Origin of the sequence: Bradyrhizobium sp. SZCCHNR1053 (genome assembly GCF_032381235.1) — a bacterium.
GTDB lineage: Bacteria > Pseudomonadota > Alphaproteobacteria > Rhizobiales > Xanthobacteraceae > Bradyrhizobium.
Window position 1 is genome coordinate 49,743 of record NZ_JAUHJM010000008.1, and the last position, 23,498, is coordinate 73,240.

19 protein-coding genes are annotated in these 23,498 nt (G+C 65.7%); 4 read left to right on the forward strand and 15 right to left on the reverse strand.

Annotation, left to right across the window (positions count from 1 at the left end):
* Positions 1-6: 6 nt before the first annotated feature.
* Entirely contained in the window at positions 7-2,106 is a 2,100-nt protein-coding gene (locus QX051_RS19300; protein WP_315777226.1) for a S9 family peptidase, read from the forward strand.
* Positions 2,107-2,301: 195 nt separating this feature from the next.
* Here QX051_RS19300 and QX051_RS19305 read toward each other — a convergent pair whose 3' ends face one another.
* The 5 genes from QX051_RS19305 to QX051_RS19325 form a co-directional block, all read right to left on the reverse strand.
* Complete coding sequence (locus QX051_RS19305; protein WP_315777227.1) at positions 2,302-3,021, reverse strand: ribonuclease activity regulator RraA; 720 nt, start codon at positions 3,019-3,021, stop codon at positions 2,302-2,304.
* A 167-nt stretch (positions 3,022-3,188) separates the two neighbouring features.
* Positions 3,189-4,925: an L-arabinonate dehydratase gene (araD, locus tag QX051_RS19310; protein ID WP_315777228.1), complete on the reverse strand. Its 1,737-nt coding sequence runs from the start codon at positions 4,923-4,925 to the stop codon at positions 3,189-3,191.
* A complete protein-coding gene (locus QX051_RS19315; protein ID WP_315777229.1) occupies positions 4,922-5,782 on the reverse strand; it encodes an ABC transporter permease in 861 nt (286 codons plus the stop codon). The genes araD and QX051_RS19315 overlap by 4 nt, the downstream gene beginning before the upstream one ends.
* A gap of 11 nt (positions 5,783-5,793) precedes the next feature.
* Complete coding sequence (locus QX051_RS19320; RefSeq protein ID WP_015663656.1) at positions 5,794-6,558, reverse strand: ABC transporter ATP-binding protein; 765 nt, start codon at positions 6,556-6,558, stop codon at positions 5,794-5,796.
* On the reverse strand, positions 6,558-7,589 hold the full coding sequence (locus QX051_RS19325) for an ABC transporter substrate-binding protein (RefSeq protein WP_315740783.1): 1,032 nt from the start codon (positions 7,587-7,589) through the stop codon (positions 6,558-6,560). Before QX051_RS19325 ends, QX051_RS19320 begins: the two co-directional genes overlap by 1 nt.
* A 123-nt stretch (positions 7,590-7,712) precedes the next feature.
* Here QX051_RS19325 and QX051_RS19330 point away from each other — a divergent pair, with 123 nt between their 5' ends.
* The 3 genes from QX051_RS19330 to QX051_RS19340 all read left to right on the forward strand — a co-directional run bounded on the left by QX051_RS19330 (position 7,713) and on the right by QX051_RS19340 (position 12,851).
* Positions 7,713-8,423, forward strand: a complete 711-nt coding sequence (locus QX051_RS19330; RefSeq protein ID WP_315777230.1) for a GntR family transcriptional regulator — start codon at positions 7,713-7,715, stop codon at positions 8,421-8,423.
* Positions 8,424-8,824: 401 nt separating this feature from the next.
* Complete coding sequence (locus tag QX051_RS19335; RefSeq protein WP_315777231.1) at positions 8,825-9,259, forward strand: response regulator; 435 nt, start codon at positions 8,825-8,827, stop codon at positions 9,257-9,259.
* Entirely contained in the window at positions 9,240-12,851 is a 3,612-nt protein-coding gene (locus QX051_RS19340) for a PAS domain S-box protein (protein ID WP_315777232.1), read from the forward strand. Before QX051_RS19335 ends, QX051_RS19340 begins: the two co-directional genes overlap by 20 nt.
* Positions 12,852-12,950: 99 nt before the next feature.
* Here QX051_RS19340 and QX051_RS19345 read toward each other — a convergent pair whose 3' ends face one another.
* The 10 genes from QX051_RS19345 to QX051_RS19390 form a co-directional block, all read right to left on the reverse strand.
* Positions 12,951-13,586, reverse strand: coding sequence for a response regulator transcription factor (locus QX051_RS19345; RefSeq protein ID WP_315717165.1), 636 nt, complete (start codon positions 13,584-13,586; stop codon positions 12,951-12,953).
* Between the two features lie 458 nt (positions 13,587-14,044).
* The gene (locus tag QX051_RS19350) at positions 14,045-14,554 is read right to left on the reverse strand and encodes a response regulator (RefSeq protein WP_315777233.1); all 510 of its coding nucleotides are present in this window, start codon (positions 14,552-14,554) and stop codon (positions 14,045-14,047) included.
* Between the two features lie 197 nt (positions 14,555-14,751).
* Positions 14,752-15,075 carry a PilZ domain-containing protein gene (locus QX051_RS19355; protein WP_315740788.1) on the reverse strand — a complete coding sequence of 108 codons (324 nt, stop codon included), beginning with the start codon at positions 15,073-15,075 and terminating at the stop codon, positions 14,752-14,754.
* Between the two features lie 34 nt (positions 15,076-15,109).
* Positions 15,110-15,979, reverse strand: a complete 870-nt coding sequence (locus QX051_RS19360; RefSeq protein WP_315777234.1) for a protein-glutamate O-methyltransferase CheR — start codon at positions 15,977-15,979, stop codon at positions 15,110-15,112.
* 29 nt (positions 15,980-16,008) lie between these two features.
* Complete coding sequence (locus tag QX051_RS19365; protein WP_315716971.1) at positions 16,009-16,398, reverse strand: response regulator; 390 nt, start codon at positions 16,396-16,398, stop codon at positions 16,009-16,011.
* Positions 16,399-16,428: 30 nt separating this feature from the next.
* A complete protein-coding gene (locus QX051_RS19370; protein ID WP_315740790.1) occupies positions 16,429-16,902 on the reverse strand; it encodes a chemotaxis protein CheW in 474 nt (157 codons plus the stop codon).
* A gap of 26 nt (positions 16,903-16,928) precedes the next feature.
* Positions 16,929-19,724 carry a hybrid sensor histidine kinase/response regulator gene (locus QX051_RS19375; RefSeq protein WP_315775350.1) on the reverse strand — a complete coding sequence of 932 codons (2,796 nt, stop codon included), beginning with the start codon at positions 19,722-19,724 and terminating at the stop codon, positions 16,929-16,931.
* A gap of 257 nt (positions 19,725-19,981) precedes the next feature.
* Positions 19,982-20,377, reverse strand: coding sequence for a flagellar biosynthesis repressor FlbT (gene flbT / locus QX051_RS19380; protein ID WP_315740791.1), 396 nt, complete (start codon positions 20,375-20,377; stop codon positions 19,982-19,984).
* Positions 20,378-20,603: 226 nt separating this feature from the next.
* A complete protein-coding gene (locus tag QX051_RS19385; RefSeq protein WP_315777235.1) occupies positions 20,604-22,154 on the reverse strand; it encodes a flagellin in 1,551 nt (516 codons plus the stop codon).
* Positions 22,155-22,450: 296 nt separating this feature from the next.
* Complete coding sequence (locus QX051_RS19390; protein WP_315777236.1) at positions 22,451-23,200, reverse strand: histidine kinase dimerization/phospho-acceptor domain-containing protein; 750 nt, start codon at positions 23,198-23,200, stop codon at positions 22,451-22,453.
* Positions 23,201-23,498 lie beyond the last annotated feature (298 nt).

The window sequence follows — 23,498 nt, forward strand, 5'->3', positions numbered from 1 at the left end:
GACGACATGACCGACAGCAGCACAAGTGCGCCGGTGGCGCCGCGCCGCCCTTATTCCTTCACCCGCCACGGCATCACCGTGAGCGACGATTATGCCTGGCTGAAGGATGCGCGATGGCAGGAGGTGCTGCACGATCCGTCGCTGCTCGACGCCGACATCCGCGCCTATCTCGAGGCCGAGAACGCCTATGCGGAATCCGTGCTCGGCCACACCGCACCGCTGCAGAAGAAGCTCGTCGCGGAGATGCGCGGCCGCATCAAGGAGGACGATTCCTCGGTGCCATCGCCGGACGGGCCCTACGCCTACTTCCGAAAGTACCGCGAGGGCGGCCAGCACGAGCTGTTCTGCCGCACGCCGCGCAACGGCGGGGCGGAGACCATCGGGCTCGACGGCGATGCTCTGGCGCGCGGGCATGAGTATTTCAAGTTCGGCGGCAGCCGGCATTCGCACGACCACAAGCTGGCCGCCTGGAGCGCCGACACCAAGGGCTCGGAATATTTCACCATCCGCGTCCGCGACTGGGACGGTGGAAACGATCTCGTCGATCTCGTCGAGGAGACCGACGGCGGCGTGGTGTGGTCGCGTGACTGCAAGAGCTTCTTCTACGTCAAGCTCGACGACAATCACCGCCCGATGCAGGTGTGGCGGCACAAGCTCGGCACCAACCAATCAGACGATTTGCTGGTCTATGAGGAGAAGGACACCGGCTGGTTCACCCATGTGCACGAGTCGACCTCCGGCCGGTTCTGCGTCATCGCCGGCGGCGATCATGAGACCTCCGAGCAGAGCCTGATCGACCTCGATGCTCCCGAGGCACCGCCGCGGCTGGTCGCGGCGCGCGAGAACGGCGTGCAATATTCGATCGCGGATCGCGGTGATGAGCTCTACATCCTGACCAACGCCGACGGTGCGATCGACTTCAAGATCGTGACCGCGCCGCTGGCCGCGCCCGAGCGCGCCAATTGGCGCGACCTCATTCCGCATCGCGCCGGCATCTATGTGCTCGACCACGATCTCTATGCCGGCCATCTGGTGCGGCTGGAGCGCGCCAACGCGCTGCCGTCGATCGTGATCAGAGACCTGGAATCCGGCGAGGAACACGCGATCGCCTTCGACGAGGGCGCCTATTCGCTCGACGCGATGGGCTCCTACGAGTTCGACACCACCAACCTGCGCTTTGCCTATTCGTCGATGACGACGCCGTCGGAGGTGTGGGACTACGACATGGTGACGCGCGCTAGAACGTTGCGCAAGCGCCAGGAAATCCCGTCGGGGCACAATCCGGCGGACTACGTCACCACGCGCATCATGGCGAAGGCGGACGACGGCGCCGAGGTGCCGGTCTCGCTCTTGCATCGGCGCGACTTCAAGGCCGACGGCGCCGCGCCGCTGCTGCTCTACGGCTACGGGTCCTACGGCCATGCCATGCCGGCGTCGTTCTCCACCAACCGGCTGTCGCTGGTCGACCGCGGCTTCGTCTATGCCATCGCCCATATCCGCGGCGGCACCGACAAGGGCTGGGGCTGGTATCTCGACGGCAAGCGCGAGAAGAAGACCAACGGCTTTGACGATTTCGCGGCGTGCGCGCGGGCCCTCATCACGGCGAACTACACCAGCGCCAAGCGCATCGTCGGCCATGGCGGCAGCGCCGGCGGCATGCTGATGGGCGCGGTCGCCAACCGCGCGGGCGAGCTGTTCGCCGGCATCGTCGCCGAGGTGCCGTTCGTCGACGTGCTCAATACCATGCTCGACGACAGCCTTCCGCTGACGCCGCCGGAATGGCCCGAATGGGGCAACCCGATCGAGAGCGAGGCAGATTTTCGCACCATCCTGTCCTACTCGCCCTACGACAACGTCGCCGCCAAGCCGTATCCGGCGATCCTGGCGATGGCCGGCCTGACCGACCCGCGCGTCACCTATTGGGAGCCGGCGAAATGGATCGCGCGGCTGCGCGCGACGATGACCGGTGGCGGCCCTGTCGTGCTGCGCACCAACATGGGCGCCGGCCACGGCGGCGCCTCCGGCCGCTTCAACCGCCTCGACGAAGTCGCGATCGCCTATGCGTTCGCGCTGTGGGCGGTGGGCTTGGCGGATAGAAGCGCGTGAGCGCGGCGACTGACAGCAACAGCGAGATGTGTAGCGGGATCTCGCCCGACCAACAGTGTCGTCCCTGCGAACGCAGGGACCCATAGCCACCGTCCCCGGTTGTTCGGCAGGCTGGAGCTGCTTTCTTCGTAGTCACATCCGCCTGTGTTTCTGGGTCCCGGCTCAAGGCCGGGACGACAGCGGAGTGTGTGACGGTTACCTGCCGTTCTTCGCGCGCCACGCGGCGAAATCCGCCGGCGTCTGCGGATCGGTCGCCGGATAGAGGCCGAGGATGGAGCGGCCGTTCGCGACCTGCTCGGCGACGAAATCTTCGAACGCGGTCATCTCGAACGTCTCCTCCGCGATCTCGTCCGCGAGATGGGCGGGGATGACGATGACGCCGTCGGAATCGCCGAGGATGACGTCACCGGGAAACACCGGCGCGTCGCCGCAGGCGATCGGGCCGTTGATCTCGATCGCATGATGCAGGGTGAGATTGGTCGGCGCGCTCGGGCGCTGATGAAACGCGGGGATGCCGAGCTTGGCGATCTCGGCCGCATCGCGAAACCCGCCATCGGTGACGACACCGGCGACGCCGCGCTGCTGCAGGCGGCTCACCAGGATCGCGCCGGCGGAGGCGGCGCGCGGATCCTTGCGGCTGTCCATCACCAGCACGGCGCCGGGCGGGCATTCCTCCACGGCCTTGCGCTGCGGATGGGCACGGTCGCGAAACACCTCGATGGTGTTGAGGTCCTCGCGCGCCGGGATATAGCGCAGGGTGAAGGCCTCGCCGACCATGGTCGGCTGCCCCGGATTGAGCGGGTGGACGTTCTGGATGCACTGGATGCGCAGGCCGCGCTTGAACAGCGCGGTGGCGACGGTCGCGGTCGAAACGGTCTTGAGCTTGTTGCGGGTGGCGGTGCTGAGTCTGGTCATGCGGTCGGTGCTCGCAGTTCTCCCCTCCCCCTTGCGGGGAGGGGTTGGGGGTGGGGATCCACATCAACGGTGTCGCTTGGGGTACCCCCCTCCCCGACCCTCCCCCGCAAGGGGGGAGGGAGCGCACCGGGTGCGCGGAACAGCGCGGGCTAACGCGGCGCTATGAACTAATAAATCGCGGGCTCCCCGACCGCGGCGCCGAAGCCGGTCTCGAGGAAGTCGAAATCGCAGCCGTCATTGGCCTGCTTGATGTGGCGGGCGAACATCCAGCCATAGCCACGCTCGAAGCGCGGCGTTGGCGGTGTCCAGGCGGCGCGACGGCGCGCCAATTCGTCCTCAGGCACATCAAGATTGATTGTGCGCGCGGCGACGTCGAGCGTGATGCGGTCGCCGTTCTTCACCAGCGCCAGGGGACCGCCGACATAGGCCTCCGGCGCGACGTGCAGGATGCAGGCGCCATAGCTGGTGCCGCTCATGCGGGCGTCGGACAGCCGGACCATGTCGCGCACGCCCTCGCGCACGAGCTTGGTCGGGATCGGCAGCATGCCCCATTCCGGCATGCCCGGCCCGCCCTGCGGGCCGGCATTGCGCAGGATCAGCACGTGATCGGCCGTGACGTCGAGATCGGGATCGTCGATCGCCTTCTTCATCGAGGGATAGTCGTCGAATACCAGCGCCGGGCCCGTGTGCCTGAGGAAGCGCGGCTCGCAGGCGGAGGGCTTGATGACGCAGCCATCCGGCGCGAGGTTGCCCTTGAGCACGGCGAGCGCGCCCTCGCGGTAGATCGGGTTGAATTGCGGGCGGATGACGTCGTCATTGTAGACGCCGGCGCCTGTGATGTTGTCGCCCAGCGTGCGGCCGTTGACGGTGAGGCAGTCGAGATGGAGATGCTCTTTCATCCGGCTCATCAGGCCGGGCAGCCCGCCAGCGTAATAGAAGTCCTCCATCAGATAGGTGTCGCCGCTCGGCCGGACATTGGCGAGCACCGGCACCTTGCGGCTCGCGGCCTCGAAATCGTCGAGGCCGATATCGGCGCCGGCGCGGCGTGCCTGCGCGATCACGTGGATGATCGCGTTGGTGGAGCAGCCCATCGCCATCGCGACCGCGATCGCATTCTCGAACGCTGGCCGCGTCTGGATCTTCGACGGCGTCAGGTCCTCCCACACCATCTCGACGACGCGGCGGCCGCACTCCGAGCTCATGCGGATGTGCTCGGCATCGGCGGCGGGAATCGACGAGGCGCCGGGCAAGGTCATGCCGATGGCCTCGGCAATCGCAGTCATGGTCGAGGCCGTGCCCATGGTCATGCAGGTGCCGTGGCTGCGCGCGATGCCCGCCTCCATCGCATTCCAGTCGGCGTCCGACAGTTTTCCGGCGCGGCGCTCGTCCCAGTACTTCCAGGCATCGGAGCCGGAGCCGAGCGTCTTGCCCTTCCAATTGCCGCGCAGCATCGGTCCTGCGGGGAGATAGATCGCCGGCAGGTTCATGCTGGTGGCGCCGAGCAGCAGCGCCGGCGTGGTCTTGTCGCAGCCGCCCATCAGCACGACGCCGTCGACGGGATGGCTGCGCAACAGCTCCTCGACGTCCATCGCCAGCATGTTGCGATAGAGCATCGTGGTCGGCTTCAACAGCGACTCCGACAGCGACAGCGCCGGCAGCTCGATCGGGAAGCCGCCGGCCATCAGCACGCCGCGCTTGACGTCGTCGACCCGCTGCTTGAAGTGCATGTGACAGGGCTGGGCGTCGGACCAGGTGTTGATGATGGCGATGACCGGCCGGCCCTTCCATTCCTCCTGGGCGTAGCCCATCTGCATCACGCGCGAGCGATGGCCGAAGGAGCGGAGATCGTCGGGTGCGAACCAGCGCGCGCTGCGCAGCTGATCGGGTTGCTTGCGCTCGCTCATGATTGCGTCCCCCAGGTCAGCACGGTCCGGCGCTCGATGGTGCGGAAGACCAGGTTCTCGACCACGAGGCCGATCACGATCACGGTCAAGAGGCCGGCGAAAACGGCGGGAATCTCCAGCAAATTGCGGTTCTCGAAGATGAACCAGCCGAGGCCGCCCTGCCCCGAGGACACGCCGAACACCAGCTCGGCCGCGATCAGGGTCCGCCACGCAAACGCCCAGCCGATCTTGAGGCCGGTGAGGATGGCGCCGAACGCCGCCGGAATCAGGATGCGAATGACATAGGAGAAGCCGCTCAGCTCGTAGTTCCGGCCGACCATGCGCAGCGTGTTGGACACGCTCTTGAAGCCGGAATGGGTGTTGAGCGCGACCGGCCACAGCACCGAATGGATCAGCACGAAGACGAGGCTGCCGCTGCCGAGCCCGAACCAGATCAGCGCCAGCGGCAGCAGCGCGATCGCCGGCAGCGGGTTGAACATCGCCGTGACGGTCTCGAGGAAATCAGTGCCGATGCGGGTCGAGATCGCGAGTATGGTCAGGATGGCCGCCAGCGTAATGCCGGCGGCATAGCCCATGAACAGCACCTTCAGCGAGGTCCAGGCGCGCATCGGAATGGTGCCGTCACGGACCTTCTCCCAGAGCGCAGCGATGGTGTCGGAGAAGGTCGGGAACAGCAGCGGATTGTCGAGATAGCTGCCGTAGGCCTGCCAGATCGCGGCGAGCACGACGATGATCAGGGTCTTGCGCACGAAGCCGTCGTTCCAGAGCAGCTCGAGCATGCCGAGCTTGCGCTCGACCTCGGCCGGGGACGCGCTCGCCGCAGCCGTGTCGCGCAGGATGATCTTTGCGTCAGCCATGGGAGCGGCCCTCAATGTGCCGTTGCGGGTTCAGAAAACAGGAGATCATGGATCTGCTTCTCCAGGCGTGCGGCACTGCCATCCTCGGCCGAGACCTTGTCAACGTCGATGACCTCGGCCTTGACCCGCCCCGGATGCGGCGACAGCAACAGGATGCGGTTGCCGATCTTGATGGCTTCCGCGATCGAATGCGTGACGAACAGCACCGTGAACTTGGTCTCGTTCCAGAGCTGCAACAGCTCGTCCTGGCAGGTCCGCCGCGTCAGCGCGTCGAGCGCCGCGAACGGCTCGTCCATCAAGAGAATGTCCGGCTCCATCGCCATGCCCCTGGCGATCGCGACGCGCTGCTTCATACCGCCCGACAGCGTATGCGGATAGGCATCGACGACGCGCGTCAGCCCGACCTTCTCGATATAGGCGCGGGCTCGGCTCTCGGCCTCCTTGCGCGGCATGCGCCGCGCCGTCAGCAGCGGGAACATCACGTTGGCGAGCACGGTCTTCCACGGCAGCAGCTGGTCGAACTCCTGGAAGATCATCATGCGGTCGGCGCCGGGACCGGTGATCTCGCGGCCGTTGATGCGCATCCGACCCTCGCTCGGCTTGATGTAGCCACCGACCGCCTTCAGCAGGGTCGACTTGCCGCAGCCGGACGGTCCGAGCAGCACGAAGCGATCGGAGCGGTCGACGGAGAAGCCGACGCGTTCGGTCGCCGTGATCACGGCGCTGGAGGTCTTGTAGCGCAAAGTGACGCCATCGACGTCGAGCAGCGCAGACATCAGTTGCCCTTCAGATCATGCGCGACCGGCAGGTAGTAGTCGGTCCAGGCCTTGGGCTGGGTCTTGATGGTGCCGATCTTGGCGAGATGCGCGGCGAACTTCATCGTGCCCTGCGGCTCCAGGTTCCACTCCATCATGCCGGGCTCTTTGAGCCAGGCGAGCAGATCCTCGACCGAGGTCTTGTCGCCGGTGATCTCCTTGTAGATCTCCACCGCCGTCCGGGTATCGCTGCGGATCAGGTCTTGCGCCTCCTTGGTGGCGTCGCGGACCGCCTGGATGATCTTCGGGTTGGCGTCCGCGAACTTCGTCGTGGTGAAGAACTGCGCCTGGCTGAGCGGTCCACCCATCACGTCGGGCGAATTCATCACGACGTGCGCGCCGGGGACGTTCTTCAATTCGAGGAACGTGTAGGGCGGGATCGAGAAATGGTTGTGCACCTCGTGCTGCGGGTTCGACAGCGCCGTATAGGCGTCGGGATGGCCGAGCTGCACGGTGTTGGCGTCGAGCTTGTTCCACTGATCGGCGCCGAACGCCTCGGCGGCCGCGATCTGCAGCACGATGGCCTGGGTCGAGACCTTGACGGTCGGCACGGCGATCTTGTCGCTGGGACCGAAGTCCTTGATCGACTTGATGTTGGGATCGCGGCTGATCAGGGTCATCGGCTGGGCCGAGGTCGCGACGATACCCTTCACGCCGCCGCGGGTACGGTCCCACAACAACAGCAGATTGCCGGTGCCGGTGTTGAGAATGTCGACGCTGCCCGACAGCAGCGCATCGGTCTGCGCGCCGCCGCCGGAGAAGGTCAGCCATTTGGTGGTGACGCCGGGCACGCCAAGCGCCGCGGCATGCTTCTCGATCAGCTTGTTCTTCTCGATGATGTGGCTCGGCATGTAGAAGATGCCGGGCTGGCGCGACAGCGAGACCTCGGTCTTCTGCTGGGCCTGTGCGGCGTCATTCCAGGCCGCCGCGACCAGCAGCGCGGCCAGCAGGCCGGCGGCTCGTGCGGCCGAGCGCCCGAACTTCTCGAACATGGGACATCCCTCCTCGCGTGCCGGCTCCTTCTTGACGGCCGGCGGAGAGATGCACTAATGCATTAGTGCATCTCTGACAAGGGCTGTTCTGCCCTGCGACATTCGAGCCGGACGTCCGACCAAATGGCATTGCCCGCGACGCCTGCTGCGGTTCTCCCGCCCGAACGGCTCGATCCGAGCCGGCGCGCGGCACCGCAGGTCTTCGAGCGGTTGCGCGACCAGATCATCGCGCTGGCGCTGCCGCCGGGAGCGCCATTGTCGCGGCCGGCGCTGCAAGCCGAGTTCGGCCTCAGCTCGACACCGATCCGGGACGCGCTGATGCGGCTGGCCGAAGAGGGCCTGGTCGACGTCTTCCCGCAGCATGCGACCCTGGTCAGCCGCATCGACGTGGCTCGCGCGCAGCAGGCGCAGTTCCTGCGCCAGGCGCTGGAGCTCGAGATCGTGCGGCTGCTCGCGCTGACACCGGCGGCGGCCCCGATCGACGAGCTGCATGCCCTGATCGCCCAGCAGAGACGGTTCGCCAAGGACGGCAACTTCACCTCGTTCACGATCGTCGACAACGCATTCCACGAGCGGCTCTACACCGCCGCGGACAAGCACGAGCTGTGGAGTCTGGTCCGCAGCCGCAGCGGTCACATCGACCGGCTGCGCCGGCTGCATCTGCCTTCGCCCGGCAAGGCGCAGACCATCCTGCGCCACCACAAGCAGGTCGTCGACGCGATCGCCGCGGGCCGGCCGGACGAGGCGCAGACGCATCTGCGCGAGCACCTGACCGGCACGCTGAGCGACCTCGCGACCATTCGCGGCCGCTGGCCGGACTATCTCAGCAGCTAGCGGCCTGCCCAATCGGAGGACATAAGCGGTGTCACGCCGCACCCCGGCACGTCGCTCCTGTGGCCACTCCGTCCCGTGCAGGTCCGCATTGTCTCCACCCGTCGCGCCGCCCGGGATCGTCGACCTTAGACATGTGCTTAAATATTGTGCATTCAGCGGGACTGCCCTCGCCGGAACGAGGCGATTATGAAGCGCTCCGCGCCCTGCAACTACGGCGCGAGCGCCTCGAATGCAGGCACGGCGCCCGGATGGTCCACCCTTCGCCCGCATGGGACATCGATCACCGCGTCCCATCCTGCATGTGACTTGCGCGGCGAAGCGCTTGCGGCGCGCCGCGAATTGGGCAAAACCTTTGCAACTGACCGTTGGTCTTGCTGCCAGCCAATCGGGAGATGCGGAGCGTGGCGAAGATTCTGGTCGTGGACGACGATCCGCTCATGCAGCTGACAATTCAGCGCGTGCTCGAACGCGCCGGTCACGTCGTCGGAATCGCCGGTGACGGCCAGAAGGCGCTCGTCCGCTTCAAAAGCGAGAGCTTCGACCTGGTGATCCTGGACATCTTCATGCCGGGCATGGACGGGCTGGAGGCGATGCGCATGATCCTCAAGCAAACGCCGGGTGTTCCGATCATCATGACCTCGGGACGTCCCCACACCCCGACCTCGATGTCAGAGCCCGACTATCTTGCCATGGCTACCAAGCTGGGAGCGGTTTCCGCATTGCCCAAGCCGTTCAAGCCGGCAGCCCTCCTGACGATGGTTTCCGATTGCCTGGCATCGGCAGGCGATCAGGCTACTCGACCCAGGCCAGGCCACGATGCTGTTCCGAACTCCTGACAGCCGAAGCAAAGAGCCCCTGCTGAGCGGCGCGCAGCCCGCGAGCGAGGGTCCGCGGCTCGGCGGCCGCATCACGCTGACGACGCGACTGGCTGTCGCGATGATCCTGCTGGTCGCGATCGCGGTGTTCGCCGTCGGCTGGCTCGGCTACCGCAGCCTCGAGCGGGCGCTGCTGCCGCGCGCGCTCGATCGAATCGAGTCGCATTCGCGCCTGATGGCGACCGAGCTCGAAAACTATGTCGGCGGTGCCCGCAACGACATCAACGGCTATCGCGCCTCGCCAAATCTGGCAACGTTGATACGCACGCTGAAGACGGGGGCTCCCGATCCCCGCGAAGGGCTGCCGGCGCAGTCGTGGCGCGAGCGGGTCGCAATGCGCTACTTCGCCGAGCTGCAGGCCAAGCAGACCTACGCGATGATCCGCCTTGTCGGGATCGAGAACAATTATCGCGAGCTGATCCGGGTCGACCGGCTCGGGCCGGGCAACACGGTGCGGATCGTTCCGGAGAACGAGCTGATCACGCGCGGCGAACGCAACTACATCAAGGAGACGCTGAGCCTGCCGCCCGGCGGCATCCGACTCTCGCCGATCATTCTCGACGGCAACACGACGGATCCCAAGACAGGCGTGCCGATGCTGTGCGTCGGCACGCCGGTGTTCGCGCCGGACGGCAAGCCGTACGCGATCCTGATGATCGATCTCGACATGCGCCCGATCTTCGCGCATCTGCGCGCCGCGGCCCGGCCGGGCGCCCAGCTCTACCTGGTGAACGCCCGCGGCGACTATCTCTTCCATCCCGAATCCGACCGGGAATTCGCCTCCAAGCGCGGCCTATCGACGCGATGGCAGGACGATTTTCCGACGCTCGCCGGCGCGACGGGCAGCGCCGAAGGTTTCGCGCAGATCCTGCACGACGAGGCCGATCGTCCCGGCGGCGTCGCCTTCGCTCCGGCGCTGCTCGCGGGACAGGAATGGGTGGCGGTGATCGAGACGATCCCGAACACCGCCTTCATGGCGCCCGCCCTCGCCATCCGCAAGACGGCGATCGAGGTCGGCCTGATCGCGATGTTGTGCGCAGCCGCGCTCGCCTTCGTGGTCGCGCGCTCGCTGACGCGGCCGATCAACCAGCTGACCCAGGCCGTCGAGGGCGTGGGCCGCGGCGAGGCGGTGAACATTCCGCTCGAGGCGGTCGGCGAGACCGGCGTGCTGGCGCGCGCCTTTGCCCGCGTGCTGGACGAGGTTCGCACCAAGACCGCCGAGCTCGAGCGCGAAGTCCAGGAGCATTACCTGACCGAAGCGGCGCGCGACCATTTCGCCGCCCGCGAACGCCTCTACAGTGCAGCGGTGGAATCGTCGAACGACGCGATCGTGACGCTGTCGCTGGACGGCACCATCACTGCTTGGAATCCGGCAGCCGAGGCCATGCTGGGCTACTCCGCCGAGGAGGCCGTGGGCCGCCGTGCGGATTTCCTCGTGCCGCCAGAGCGCATGGCCGAGGCCCAGGACATTCTGGCGCGCATGGCCCGCGGCGAGCGGATCCAGCACTTCGAGACGGTGCGGATCCGCAAGGACGGTGAGCTGGTCCAGGTCTCGCTCAGCGTCTCGCCGATCAAATCACCGACGGGCCAGATCATCGGCGCCTCCAAGATCGCACGCGACGTCACCGAGAGCCGCCGGACCGAGCTGGCGCTGCGCCAGCAGACCGAGGAGCGGCGGCGCATCTTCGAGACGTCGCGGGACCTGATCCTCATCACCGACCGCAATGGCATCCTGGTCCAGATCTCACCGAGCGTGGAGACGATTCTCGGCTACACGCCGGCCGAGATGATCGGCCGCAGCGGCGCGGATTTCATCCACTCCGGCGATCTGCTCAAAGCACGCGAGGAGCTTCGTGCCTCGCGCCTCGGCCTGCGCGCACGCACCTCCGACTGCCGCTACGTCCACAAGGACGGCCGCGTGGTGACTCTGTCTTGGACCTCGAACTGGTCGGAGCCGGTGCAGCGCCACTTCTTCATCGGGCGCGACATGACCGAGAGCCGGCTGGCGCAGGAGACGCTGCGGGAGAGCGAGCAGCTCGCCCGCAACATCATCGAGACCGCGCTCGATGCCTTCGTCCAGGTCGACGACAACGGCGCCATTCTCAACTGGAACTCCCAGGCCGAGAAGATCTTCGGCTGGTCGCGCGCCGAGATCATCGGCAAGGACGTGTTCGACGTGATCACGGTCGGGGACGTCGGCGAGGAGCTGCGCGAGGCGCTCGGCCGCATCCTGATGACCGGACAAGCGAGCGCGCTCGGGGTTGGCCGTCGGCGCGAGGTCATGGTGAAGCGGCGCGACGGCCGCGAGTTCAAGGCCGAGCTCAGCGTGACCGCGCTGAAGACCCGCAACGGCTTCGTGCTGAACGGCTTCTTCCGCGACCTCACCGACAAGATCGCGACCGAGGAGCGGATCCGCCAGTCCGAGAAGATGGAGGCGATCGGCCAGCTCACCGGCGGCATCGCGCACGACTTCAACAACATCCTCACCGTGATCACCGGCACGATCGAGATTCTCGCCGCGGCCGTGGCCAAGGAGCCGCAGCTCGCCGCGATCACCAGGATGATCGACGAGGCCGCCGCGCGCGGTGCCGATCTCACCCAGCATCTGCTCGCCTTTGCGCGCCGGCAGCCGCTGCAGCCGCGCGAGGTCGACGTCAACACGCTCATGATCGACACGGCCAAGCTGCTGCGGCCGACGCTCGGAGAGCAGATCGAGATCGAGTCCGTCTTCCAGGACGAGACCTGCGTGGCGCATGTCGATCCGAACCAGCTCGCCACGGCGGTCATCAACCTCGCGCTCAATGCCCGCGACGCGATGCTGAATGGCGGCAAGCTCATCCTGGAGACCGGCTGGGCCGACCTCGACGAGAACTACGCAAGTCTCTACGACGACGTGCGGCCCGGTCGCTACGCGATGATCGCGGTGAGCGACAGTGGCAGCGGCATTCCGGCCGCCATCATCGACAAGGTGTTCAATCCGTTCTTCACCTCGAAGGGGCCGGGCAAGGGGACGGGGCTCGGATTGTCGATGGTGTACGGCTTCGTGAAGCAATCGGCCGGACACATCAGGATCTACAGCGAAGAAGGCCACGGCACCACGATCCGGATGTACCTGCCGCCGGGCAGCGAAGAGGCGGTCACGGAGCCATCGGGCGCCGCGCCGGCGATCCAGGGCGGCCAGGAGACGATCCTGGTGGTGGAGGACGATCGGCTGGTGCGCGGCTACGTTCTCGCCCAGCTCCATGCGCTGGGCTATGCGACGCTGGAGGCGGCCAATGCCGCCGAAGCGCTGGCGATCACCAATGCCGGGGAGCCGTTCGATCTGCTCTTCACCGACATCATCATGCCGGGGACGATGAACGGCCGCCAGCTCGCATCCGAGATCCAGCGGATTCGCCCGGCGCAGCGGGTCCTATTCACCTCCGGCTACACCGAAAATGCCGTGGTGCATCACGGCCGGCTCGACGAGGGAATTCTTCTGCTGCCGAAACCGTACCGCAAATCCGAGCTCGCCAAGATGATCCGCAAGGCGCTCGCCGCCACCGAGGCTTGAGCAATGCGGCTTGAGCATGCGGCCTGACCAACGCGGCCTGGCGCTTGCGATTGCCGCTGCTCCAGAGCGAGGCCACGTGCGGGCGGCCCGGCCATCGGCTCAATTGGCGCGCGACGCCGTCATCACAATGCGGATCAGATCGGCCGCGTTGCGCGCGCCGAGCTTCTTCATGATGTTGGCGCGGTGATCCTCGATCGTGCGCGGGCTGATGCCCAGCGTGCGCCCCGCCTCCTTGTTCGAGGCCCCCGCCGTGAACTGTTCCAGGACCTCGCGCTCGCGCCGCGTCAGCGGCTCGCGGCCGGGGAAATGCAGCGAGCCGATCTTCGGCGAGGCGTTCTCCTTCTGCCGCCGCGCGAACGCGCCGATCGCCTCGTTCAGACGGGCCACGATCTCACTGCCGCGGAACGGCTTCTCGATGAAGTCGAGCGCCCCGTTCTTGATCGCGTTCACGGCCATCGGAATGTCGCCCTGGCCCGAGATCATGAAGATCGGAGCCGGATAGTCCTCGCCGTGCAGTTCCCTGAGAATGTCGAGACCCGACTTTCCGGGGATGTGCACGTCGAGCAGGATACAGGCCGGTGTCCTGCTCCGCGCCACCGCCAGGAGCGCGGCGCCGTCCGCAAAACAGATCACTTCGTACCCACCTGCCGACAAGACCATCGAGAGGGTGTCACGCACGGCTGGATCGTCATCGACGACAAAGATCTCACCGCGGGAAGTTGTTTGTTCGGCCATGGGCGATTGCTCTTGCAAAGGAGAAGAAACAATGAAAGCGCGTCTTATGATACCATACTCGTCGGGTGCTTTGGGCACCCGTATTTGTACGGTTTATGATCCTAACCCACAAGTAGTAGCTGCAGATCGGTGACCGCCTTCACGAGACCACGATCTGGACACGATCTCAAGGCAGCCGTCGTGAGCGGCATGCTGCTTTGCAAAACACATCAACGTCGACAGCGTCATGATCGACATCAAGCTCTGATCGCATCGGCGTTGCCCGCTTGCACCACGCCGAACGGGCATGCTCGGTGCCAGACCAGTGCACGGCTCTTGCCACGAAAATCTGCACGGCATTTGACACAAGACGTGCAGCCGTCAGCCAGCCTTGCCCTCGTCTTGATCAGAGATCGGCGGGATTTGGACGTTACACAGGATGTGCACTCTGGACCGCGGCTTGTTCCGATGCAGGTCTCTCAGGACCGATGCTTCGCGGCAACACTTTCGGCTGCGACGCCGCCCCAGGTGTGGACCACGGGCAGGCCGAGCGCAGTCTTGCCGAGATTGGCAAGGCAGATGCGCAGCGCCGCCAGATCGACCGGCTTCGGCAGACTCTGCAGGTCGATCCCGAGCGAGCGCGCGAGCAGCCGGGCCTCAATTCGCTTCGCCGCATCCATGCCGCTGATCACGATCACGGAACCGGCGAAGCGGGTATCTGCGATCACCTTGAGGACCTCGGTCCCGTCGCCATCCTCAAGCATGAGATCGAGCGTCACGCAGTCGAAGCGCTTGTTGCGCACCTCGCGGATCGCGTCGCTGCAGGTGGCCACGACCGTTACGGCATGGCCGGCCTGCTTGGCCGCCAGCGCGATCAGCGTCCGCTGCGCGGCGTCGTCGTCGACGACCAAGAGCTGCAACGCGCGCCGTTCGCCATCGTCCGCGCGCTCCGGCCGGCTGGGTGCAAGTTCCGAACTCATGACCGGCATTGGTCGTTCCTGGAAAATTTGACCGAGGTCATTGTCATACACGTCCGACCCTGCGGCGGCGTAAAGCGGTTCTCCGAAAACTGGCTCCCGGCCTTAGGACTTGCGCAGGATCCGGGGCGGCGCGTCTCCTCGTCGCTTCGCGCGCGGAAGCTTCCCGAGCGGTGGGCGCGCAATGCGCCGCGCTGCCGGAAGACGAATTAGTTGACGGTCGTTTCCTGGCCGGCGGAAGCGTTGCCACGCTTCTTCTTGTTCTTTCCCTTGATGAACTGGATGTCCATCTCCGAGCCGTTGACCCGGACCAACTCGCAGCGGCGGTAGGCGAGCCCCGTCGAGGACAGCAGCAGAAAGAACTCCTTCAGGTTCAATCCCTGGATCGATCCTTCGACCGTCAGCACCGCGTCGTTGTCCGAGATGGCGTTGAGCTGGCAGTCCCTGCGCCAGGTCCCGTCGATGCCCATGATGCAGACATCGTAGCCGCGGCTGAAGGTGACGCGCTCCGTACCTTTGTTCTCGTCAGACATCTTCGCGTCCTGCTCTATTGGGCTGCGGGAACATCTAGTTGCCCGCGGCCGCGACCCTGGGCATTCCCGGAGCGGGCGCCTTCGCCGCGGAAGCGATCCCGCTCGGGCGATACAGGCCACGCCGGTCCGTGAGCGGCTTGAACACGTCGGTGAGGCCGACGACGGTCTCCGCAGCACCGAGTACGAGGAAGCCGTCCGGCTCCATCTGCTTGGCGAGCCGGCCGAAGATGTTGATCTTGGTGTCCTGATCGAAATAGATCAGCACGTTGCGGCAGAACACGACGTCGAACGTGCCGAGCTGGGAGAAGTCGTGCAGCAGATTGAGCTGCCGATGCTGGACCATGCCGCGCACGTCGGAATTGATCTGCCAGAGCTCGCCTGCCTGCTTGAAATATCTGACCAGAAGCTGGATCGGCAGCCCGCGCTGCACCTCGAACTGGCTGTAGAGACCCGCTTTCGACTTCTCGAGCACTTCCTGGGAGAGATCGGTGGCGATGATCTCGATGCGCCATCCACTGAGCGCAGATCCCATCTCCTTGAGCGACATCGCCAGCGAATACGGCTCCTGGCCGGTCGAGCACGCGGCGCACCAGATCCGGATCGACTTGCGATTGGCGCGGGCCTTGAGGAGCTCCGGCATGATCACGTCACGGAAGTGATCGAACGGGACCTTGTCGCGGAAGAAGAACGTCTCGTTGGTCGTCATCGCTTCGACGACCTGACTGATCAGGGCGCTCGACCCGTCCTTCAGCTTCTGGACGAGATCGCTGATGCTGGCGAGACCGGCCTTGCGCGCGAGCGGAAGCAGGCGGCTCTCGATCAGATATTGCTTGTCGGCAGACAGATCGAGACCCGATTTGTCTCGAAGCAGCTTGCGCAGGAACTCATAATCAGGCTGGTTCACGGACGGCCTCTTCTGGGCAGACGAAGGGATCAGGCGGATTCGGCTGACAGCGCCTGGATGAGACCGACTTCCTGGAATTTGGCGGCGACAATCTCTTTGTCGAACGGCTTCATGATGTATTCGTTGGCGCCAGCGTTCAGCGCGCGCGAAATATGATCGATGTCGTTCTCCGTGGTGCAGAACACCACCTTCGGGCCTTCGCCGCCCGGCAGCCGGCGCAGGCGCCCGAGGAAATCATAGCCGTCCATGACGGGCATGTTCCAGTCGAGCAGAATGGCGTCCGGCAGGCTCTTGGTGCAGATCTCGAGCGCCCGCTCGCCATCCTCCGCCTCGACGACGGAGAAGCCCAGCTCCTCCAGGATACGGCGTGCGATCTTGCGCACGACGCTGGAGTCATCCACGACCAGACAGCTCTTCATTGTTGTCTCCCCTATGGGACGGTTGACGGACTAGGCGGCGATTGCTGCCTTCGGCAGGAGCTCGAGCACGCGATCGACGTCGAGGATGACCATCAGCTGACCGTCGAGGCGGTGCACGCCGCCGGCGAGCTTCGCCATGCGCGGGTCGAGATTGACCGGGTTCTCCTCCCGGCTCTCCTCGGGCAGCCGCAGCACCTCGCCGATCTGATCGATCAGGAGACCATAGGACTCGCCACGCAGATCGACGCCGACCGCCATCGGCGGCTTGCCGTCCTCGGCGCGGGCGAGGCCGAGCCGCGCCCGCATGTCGACGACGGTCACGATGCGGCCGCGCAGATTGAGGACGCCGGCGATCTCCGCCGACGACAGCGGCACCCGCGTCACCCGCTCCGGCATGAACACGTCCTGCACCCGCGAGATGGGCAGGCCGAACAGCTGGCCGCCGATCATCGCAGTGACGTATTCGACGGCGGCGCCTTCGGTGGTTTCGATCTTGCTGCTCATCGCACGCTGCTCCTGTCCGCTTGCTGTCACGCGGCCCGCCGGTTGGCTTCGGCGCGCGCCCGTTCCTCGATCTGTTCCTTCAGCGCCGCGATCAGGCCGGGCCGGTCGAACTTGGCGATGTAGTCGTAGAGCCCGGCCTGGCGGCCGCGCTCGATCGCCGCCGGCGACACCAGCGACGACACCGCGATGACCGGCATCTGGTTCAGGTTCTGGTCGGCGCGGATCGCCTCGGTGAACTCGAAGCCGTTCATCTCCGGCATCTCGATGTCGGTGACGACGATGTCGAAGCTGTGCCCGGAACGCAGCGTGGCGAGGCCCTCGATCGCCGACGCCGCCGTGCGCACCTTGTAGCCGGCCGACTTCAACACCGGCGCCAGCATGTTGCGGAAGAACGGCGAGTCGTCGACCAAGAGCACCGACTGCGTCTGCGACTCGGTCGCCATCTCCTTGCGGATGAACCAGTCGGCGAACGCCATCGGCAGGAAGTGGCCGACGTCGATCACTTCCGTCGCCTGGCCCTTGATCACCGCCGAGCCGAGGATGCCGTCCTTGGCGCCGGAGACCTGGATGTTGAGCCGCTCCTCGACGATGTCGATGATCTCGTCGACCACGAGGCCCATCGCCCGGGTCTCGTCGGCGAACACCAGGATCGGCTGCGAGCCCGACGTCTGCACCGACACGCCTTCCATCTGCACCAAGGGCATCAGCTGGTCGCGGTACTGCACCATGTAGCGGCCGTTGGAGATCTCGATCTTGTCGGCCGCGATCTCCTCCAGGCGCGTGACCAGCGCCAGCGGCACCGCCTTGGGCTGCGCCGTGCCGGCGCGGAACACCAGGAGCGAGGTGAGCTGCTCGCCACCGATCGCGTGATGCGCGGCGTGTTCGTCGGACACCGCCTGCGAGGCCGAGCCGGCGGCGCCGAGCGCTTTCGCAATGCCGTTCGGATCGATGATCATGATCACGGCGCCGTCGCCCAGGATGGTGTTGCCCGAGAACATGTCGATGTGACGCAGCTTGGTCGACATCGGCTTGACCACGATTTCCTCGGTGTGGAACACGCAGTCGACCACGATGCCGAAGGTCTGGTTGCCGACCTGCGTCACCACGATGAAGCCGTTCTCCGGATCGGTCGACGAGCCGTCGTCGATCTTCAAGAGCTTCTTCAGATGCATCAGCGGCAGCAGCTTGTTGCGCAAGCGCAGCACCGCGGTGTCCTTGATGCGCTCGATGCGGTGCTCGGAGTTGGCGCGCGCGCGCACCAGCTCGACGACCGACAATTGCGGGATCGCGAAGCGGTCGCCACCGGCTTCGACGATCAGCGCCGAGACGATCGCGAGCGTCAGCGGGATCTTGATGGTGACCGAGGTGCCCTCGCCGAGCACCGACTTGATGTCGATGGTGCCGCCGATCTGGTCGATGTTGGTGCGCACCACGTCCATGCCGACGCCGCGGCCCGAGACCGAGGTGACGGCGGCCGCGGTCGAGAAGCCCGGCTCGAAGATGAACTTGTGGATCTGCGCTTCCGTCATCTTCTCGAGCTCGGCCTCGGTGACGAGGCCGTTCGCCAAGGCCTTGGCCTTGATGCGCTCGGTGTTGAGGCCGCGGCCGTTGTCGGCGATGCAGATGATGATATGGCCGCCTTCATGATAGGCGGACAGCCGGATCGTGCCCTGCTCGGCCTTGCCGGCCGCGGCGCGCTCGGCCATCGTCTCCAGGCCGTGATCGGCGGAGTTGCGCACCATGTGGGTGAGCGGGTCCTTGATCAGGTCGAGCACCTGGCGGTCGAGCTCGGTGTCGGCGCCGTGCATCTCGAGCTCGATCTGCTTGCCGAGCTCGGTGGCGAGGTCGCGGACGATGCGCGGCAGCTTCTGCCAGGCATTGCCGATCGGCTGCATGCGCGTCTTCATGACGCCCTCCTGCAGCTCGGCGGTGACGTTGGACAGCCGCTGCAGCGGCACCTTGAACTCGGTGTCCTCGTTGCGGCGGGCGATCTCGAGCAGCTGGTTGCGCGTCAGCACCAGCTCCGAGACCATCGTCATCAGATGTTCGAGCGTGTCGACGTTGACGCGGATCGACTGGTTGGCGACCTTGTCGTTCTCGTGCACCTCGCCATCGGCATTGGCCTTGGCGCGCGCCGCCTTCTTCGGCGCCTCGGCCTTGGCCTCTGCTTCCGCCTTGGCAGGCCCGGCCTTGGCGACCGGCGCCGGGGCAGCGGCTTTGGGCTCAGGCGCCTTCTCATGCGCGGGCGGCAACTCGATCGCGGTCTCGCGGAAGGCGCGCTCGAGCTCGTCGAGCGACACTTCGCCCGGACGCAGCGGACGCTCCAGCGTCTGGTCGATCAGCGAGCCGTGCGTGACCGCGGGCGCGGCCGGCGCTGCAGGCGCAAGCGGTGGCGCGGTCTCGCCGGCTATCGCGATCGGCTCCGCCGACGCGGCCATTGCCGCCATGCCGCGCTCGACCATGGCTTCGAGCTCGCTGATGAGATCGCGGTCCTCGCCCTCGGGCTCGGCCTCGTTGGCCTCGAGCTGTCCGAGGATGTCCTTGATGCGGTCGATGGTGGTGAGGATCAGCGTCACGGCCTCGCCGGTGACCGGCATGCCGTCGCGGAACTTGCCCATCAGGGTCTCGGCGGCATGCGCCAGCGCTTCGAGCCGCGGCAGGCCGAGGAAGCCGCAGGTCCCCTTGATCGTGTGCACCAGCCGGAAGATGTTATCGAGGATCTTGGCGTTGTTCGGCTCCTGCTCGAACCGCACCAATTGATTATCGACGGTGTCCAGGCTCTCGCTGGTCTCCGTCAGAAACTCACGCAACAGGTCATCCATGAAACTGGCCTTCCAAGAATTGGCGCCGCGGTCACGGGGCGACCGCTGATCCCTGTCAGAGCAACGGTCGGTCCCAGCCTTCACCAGCCGCGCGGATCGATACCCGGCCCTCGCTGACTGGGCTGAACAGACTTTCGTCCGTGCCATCGTTAGGTGGGGCTTTTATCCGTCCCGTTAATTTTATTGTCCGTGCTAATACGGACGTAGCATCAACCTCTCAGGCTGCGGCGAGCCCGGCCCCTTCGGCGGCCGGAATGTCAAGGCATCGCTTCGGCCGGCGCGACTGCGCGATCCTCTCGCTCGATCAGCGCCCTGATCTCCTTCAGCGCCTTGTACAGCGCTCCTTCCGTGACATGGCGATCCACCGTCTCGGCTTGGCCGGCGGCTTCCGGAATCGCCCTGCGCAACTCGTTCATGCAGGCGAGATAGGACGCGCGATAGCGGATCGCGTCGTTCTTCAGATACATTGTCTGGACGCAGAGATAGAGGCGCTTGGCCGGCGTATCGGCGGTCTCGGCGGTGACGGTGTCACGTTCGCGGAGGATAGGCGCGTCGCCTTCGACGATGAAGCGGGCGCGCGTGTTCGAATTCACGATGACGCTGTCGCCGATCACGATGCGCTCGAAAGGCTTCAGCTCGACCCGCAGGGGCATGGCCCAACTCTCCTCTCAGAAGGCTCCTCTCGGGAGTCTCCTCTCGGGAGCGGCGTCGTCGGCAGGCTGCATTCGCGTCGACACGACGTTGCTCTCGTGCTCGCTGTCCGGCTGATCCGGCGCCGCAGACGCCGAAGCCGAGCGACGTCAATCTTCGAATATTCTAGAGCCGAAAACGGCGGGGCAAGCCCCGCCGCCTCCGATGTTCGTGGGTGCCGCCCGCGCCTTAGCGCAGCAGCTGCAGCACGCTCGCCTGCGACTGGTTGGCGAGCGACAGCGCGGACACCGCGATCGACTGGCGGGTCGACAGCGCCTGGCTGTTGGCCGCTTCCTCGTTGGTGTCGGCCAGCGTCAGGTTCGACGAGCCGGTCTGCAGCACGTTGATCAGGTTCTTGTTGAAGTCCTGACGAACCTGCACGACCGAGAGGTTCGAACCCAGCGTCGAGGCCTCGTTGCGCAGCGTGGAGCTCGCGGTGGTGAGCACGCCGATGACCTTGTTCGCCGAGCTGTTGTCGAGGAAGTCGGTGCCCGAGGTCAACGTCGAGAGGCCGAGGCCCGCCGAGTTGAACGTGACACCAGTGATCGACAGCGTCGACTTGCCGGTTTCGTTGAAGGTCAGCTTCAGCGTGTCGCCGTTCAGCAGGTTGATGCCGTTGAACGAAGCGTCAGCAGCGGTCGTGTTGATCTGCGCCAGCACGTTGTTGTACTGCGAGACCAGGCTTGCGCGCTGCGTCTGCGCGGTCGCATCCGCCACCGGAGCCGCCGCCGTCAGACCATTGAAGGCCTGGCTGGCCGCAGCCGACGTACCACCGATCGCGCCGATCGTGGCCGAAGCCGCGTCGTTGGTCGTGGTGATCGAGATCTTGCCGGTGGACGAGTCGACCGTGGCCTGCAGGTTGTTGGCTGCGAGCTTGGCGTTGAGATCGTTCAGCGACTTGACCTGTCCTGTCCCTAGACCGAACGTGATGCTGGTCGCCGTGCCACCTCCTGTGGCGCCGACCGTCAAGGTCTGGCCTGACAAGCCATCGCCGACGGCAGTCAGCCCGAGCTTGCCCAAGGTGCCGGTGCTGCCCGAGAGCGTCAACCCCGCCGCCGGAGGCGTCAGGGTGATCGCACCCGCGGTGATCGACGCGGTCACGCCGGTCTGGGTCTGGATCGCCGACAGCAGGTTGCTGACGCTGTCGCCGATGCCGATGTTGGTGCCGGACGAGGACGTGCCGGTGACGAAGGTGAAGGTGGTGCCGTTGACGACCAGCGTCTCACCGGAGGTGATGCCGGTGGCGAGGTTGTTCGACGCGGTGCCCGCCGTGCCCGACAGCTTGGTCGAGCCGGTGATCGCCACCGCGCTCGAGGTATTGTCGTTGTTCACGACCGAGCCGGTCACAGCTGTCGAGCTGGAGCCGAGCAGGTCGGTGGCGGTCGCCCCGGTCAGAGCCGCCGAGGTCACGCTGGACTTGGTCGAGTAGCCCACGGAGCTCTGCAGCACCTGGTTGGCGATCGACTTGGCGCTGTCGACGAGCTTCTGCAGCGAGGTGATGCCGGTGTTGGCGGCCTGCAGCACCTGCACGCCGTTGCCGATGCCGTCGAGCAGATTGGAGATGTCGGAAGCGCGGTTGTCGAGACCCTGGGCGGTGAAGAAGTTGGTCGGATTGTCGAGCGCCGAGTTGACCTTCTTGCCCGTGGAGAGGTTGTTCTGCGTGGTGGCGAGGAGCTGAGCCGTCGACTGGAGCGAGAGCAGGTTCTGGCGAACCGACGCGGAGAGGACGATACCTGACATTGTCATTCCCTTCTGGATGAACATGAGTAAACATCGCCGCACCGTTCTGTCGGCGATGGCGCAGACTGGTCCGCGGAATCCTACCCGTTCGTTAAATTGATCCCGGAACGGCCGCGCGCGGCGTCCGCCGCCGCCGTTAATCCTAATTGGCCGCTAATCAGTTCGATCAAATGCGCGCGGACCGCAGGGACTCGCGGTAAAGTGGCGCGCTGACACAACCTCGCGGTCGGCGTGCGCCGATGCGCGGTGCGACCGTTAAGGCAGCGCTAACTATGAGCTTGCGGAAGAGCGGCCGACTACGAGGGGACGCGGTCGGCGCGCGGGAGGACGATCTCGACGCCGGCGGTCCGGCCGCGCGGCTCCTTGAGCTCCAGACGTCCGTTCGAACGCCTGACGAAATCCTCGACCATGCGGATCTCCGAGAAGGCGGGATCGGCCGGAGAGGCATCCGCCGCGCTCACTGACGCCGTCAACACGATCAGCACGTCGGAGGAAATGCCGCCGGCACCCGAGGCGTCCGCACGCATGCGCCTTGCCTCGATGTCGATGCGGCCGCCATGCTCCAATCGATGTCGGGCCCCGATCGCAAGACACAGCAGTGCCGCCATCAGTTGCCCCGGATCGGCGAAGACGGCCGGCACGTCCGCGCCCACCGACGTCGTCACCTCGACCTCGGTGCCCAATGTCGGACGAAGCAGACGAGCGACGTCGATCAGGAGCTCGTTCAACTCCACCGCACATGGCAGCGGCGGCCGGCCTCTTGCGAACGACAGAAGCTGCGAGGTCAATCGAGCGCCACGAGTCGCAGCCTCGTCGATCAGACGCGCGACGGCCGCCAGTTCGGGCTTGTCCTCGACCGCTTCGGCGAGAATGTCGATGGTCCCCGTGATCACGGTGAGAATGTTGTTGAAGTCGTGCAGCAGGCCACCGGCAACCTGACCGACGATCGCCATTCCTGGGTGGATGTCCGGCGTCGCTGCGGCCGGAATGTCTACGCCCGCGCTTGGCAACGACTGGTTGGACCGCTGGTAGGTGGAAGAGGCCATGAATCCTGCATTACCTGTTGGGGGGGGGGGAGGACGGCGGGGCTATCGGGACGCAAACGAACGGACGCCGCTGCAACGTTCAGCTTCGTCTTGGCGCTCAGTCTCATCGCTGACCATCGATCGCGCTCCAGCTGGATGCAGCATCAGGCGGACTCCTGCTCCTGCAATGACGACAACCTCGTCACCGCCAGTCGCAAAGCACCGGCCGATGCCTCCACTCGCGACGAGGGTTGCATCCGACAGAAAAAGATCCGTCAACGAATCAGCGCGCCTATTAGCGATTTTGGCTTCAAGATGT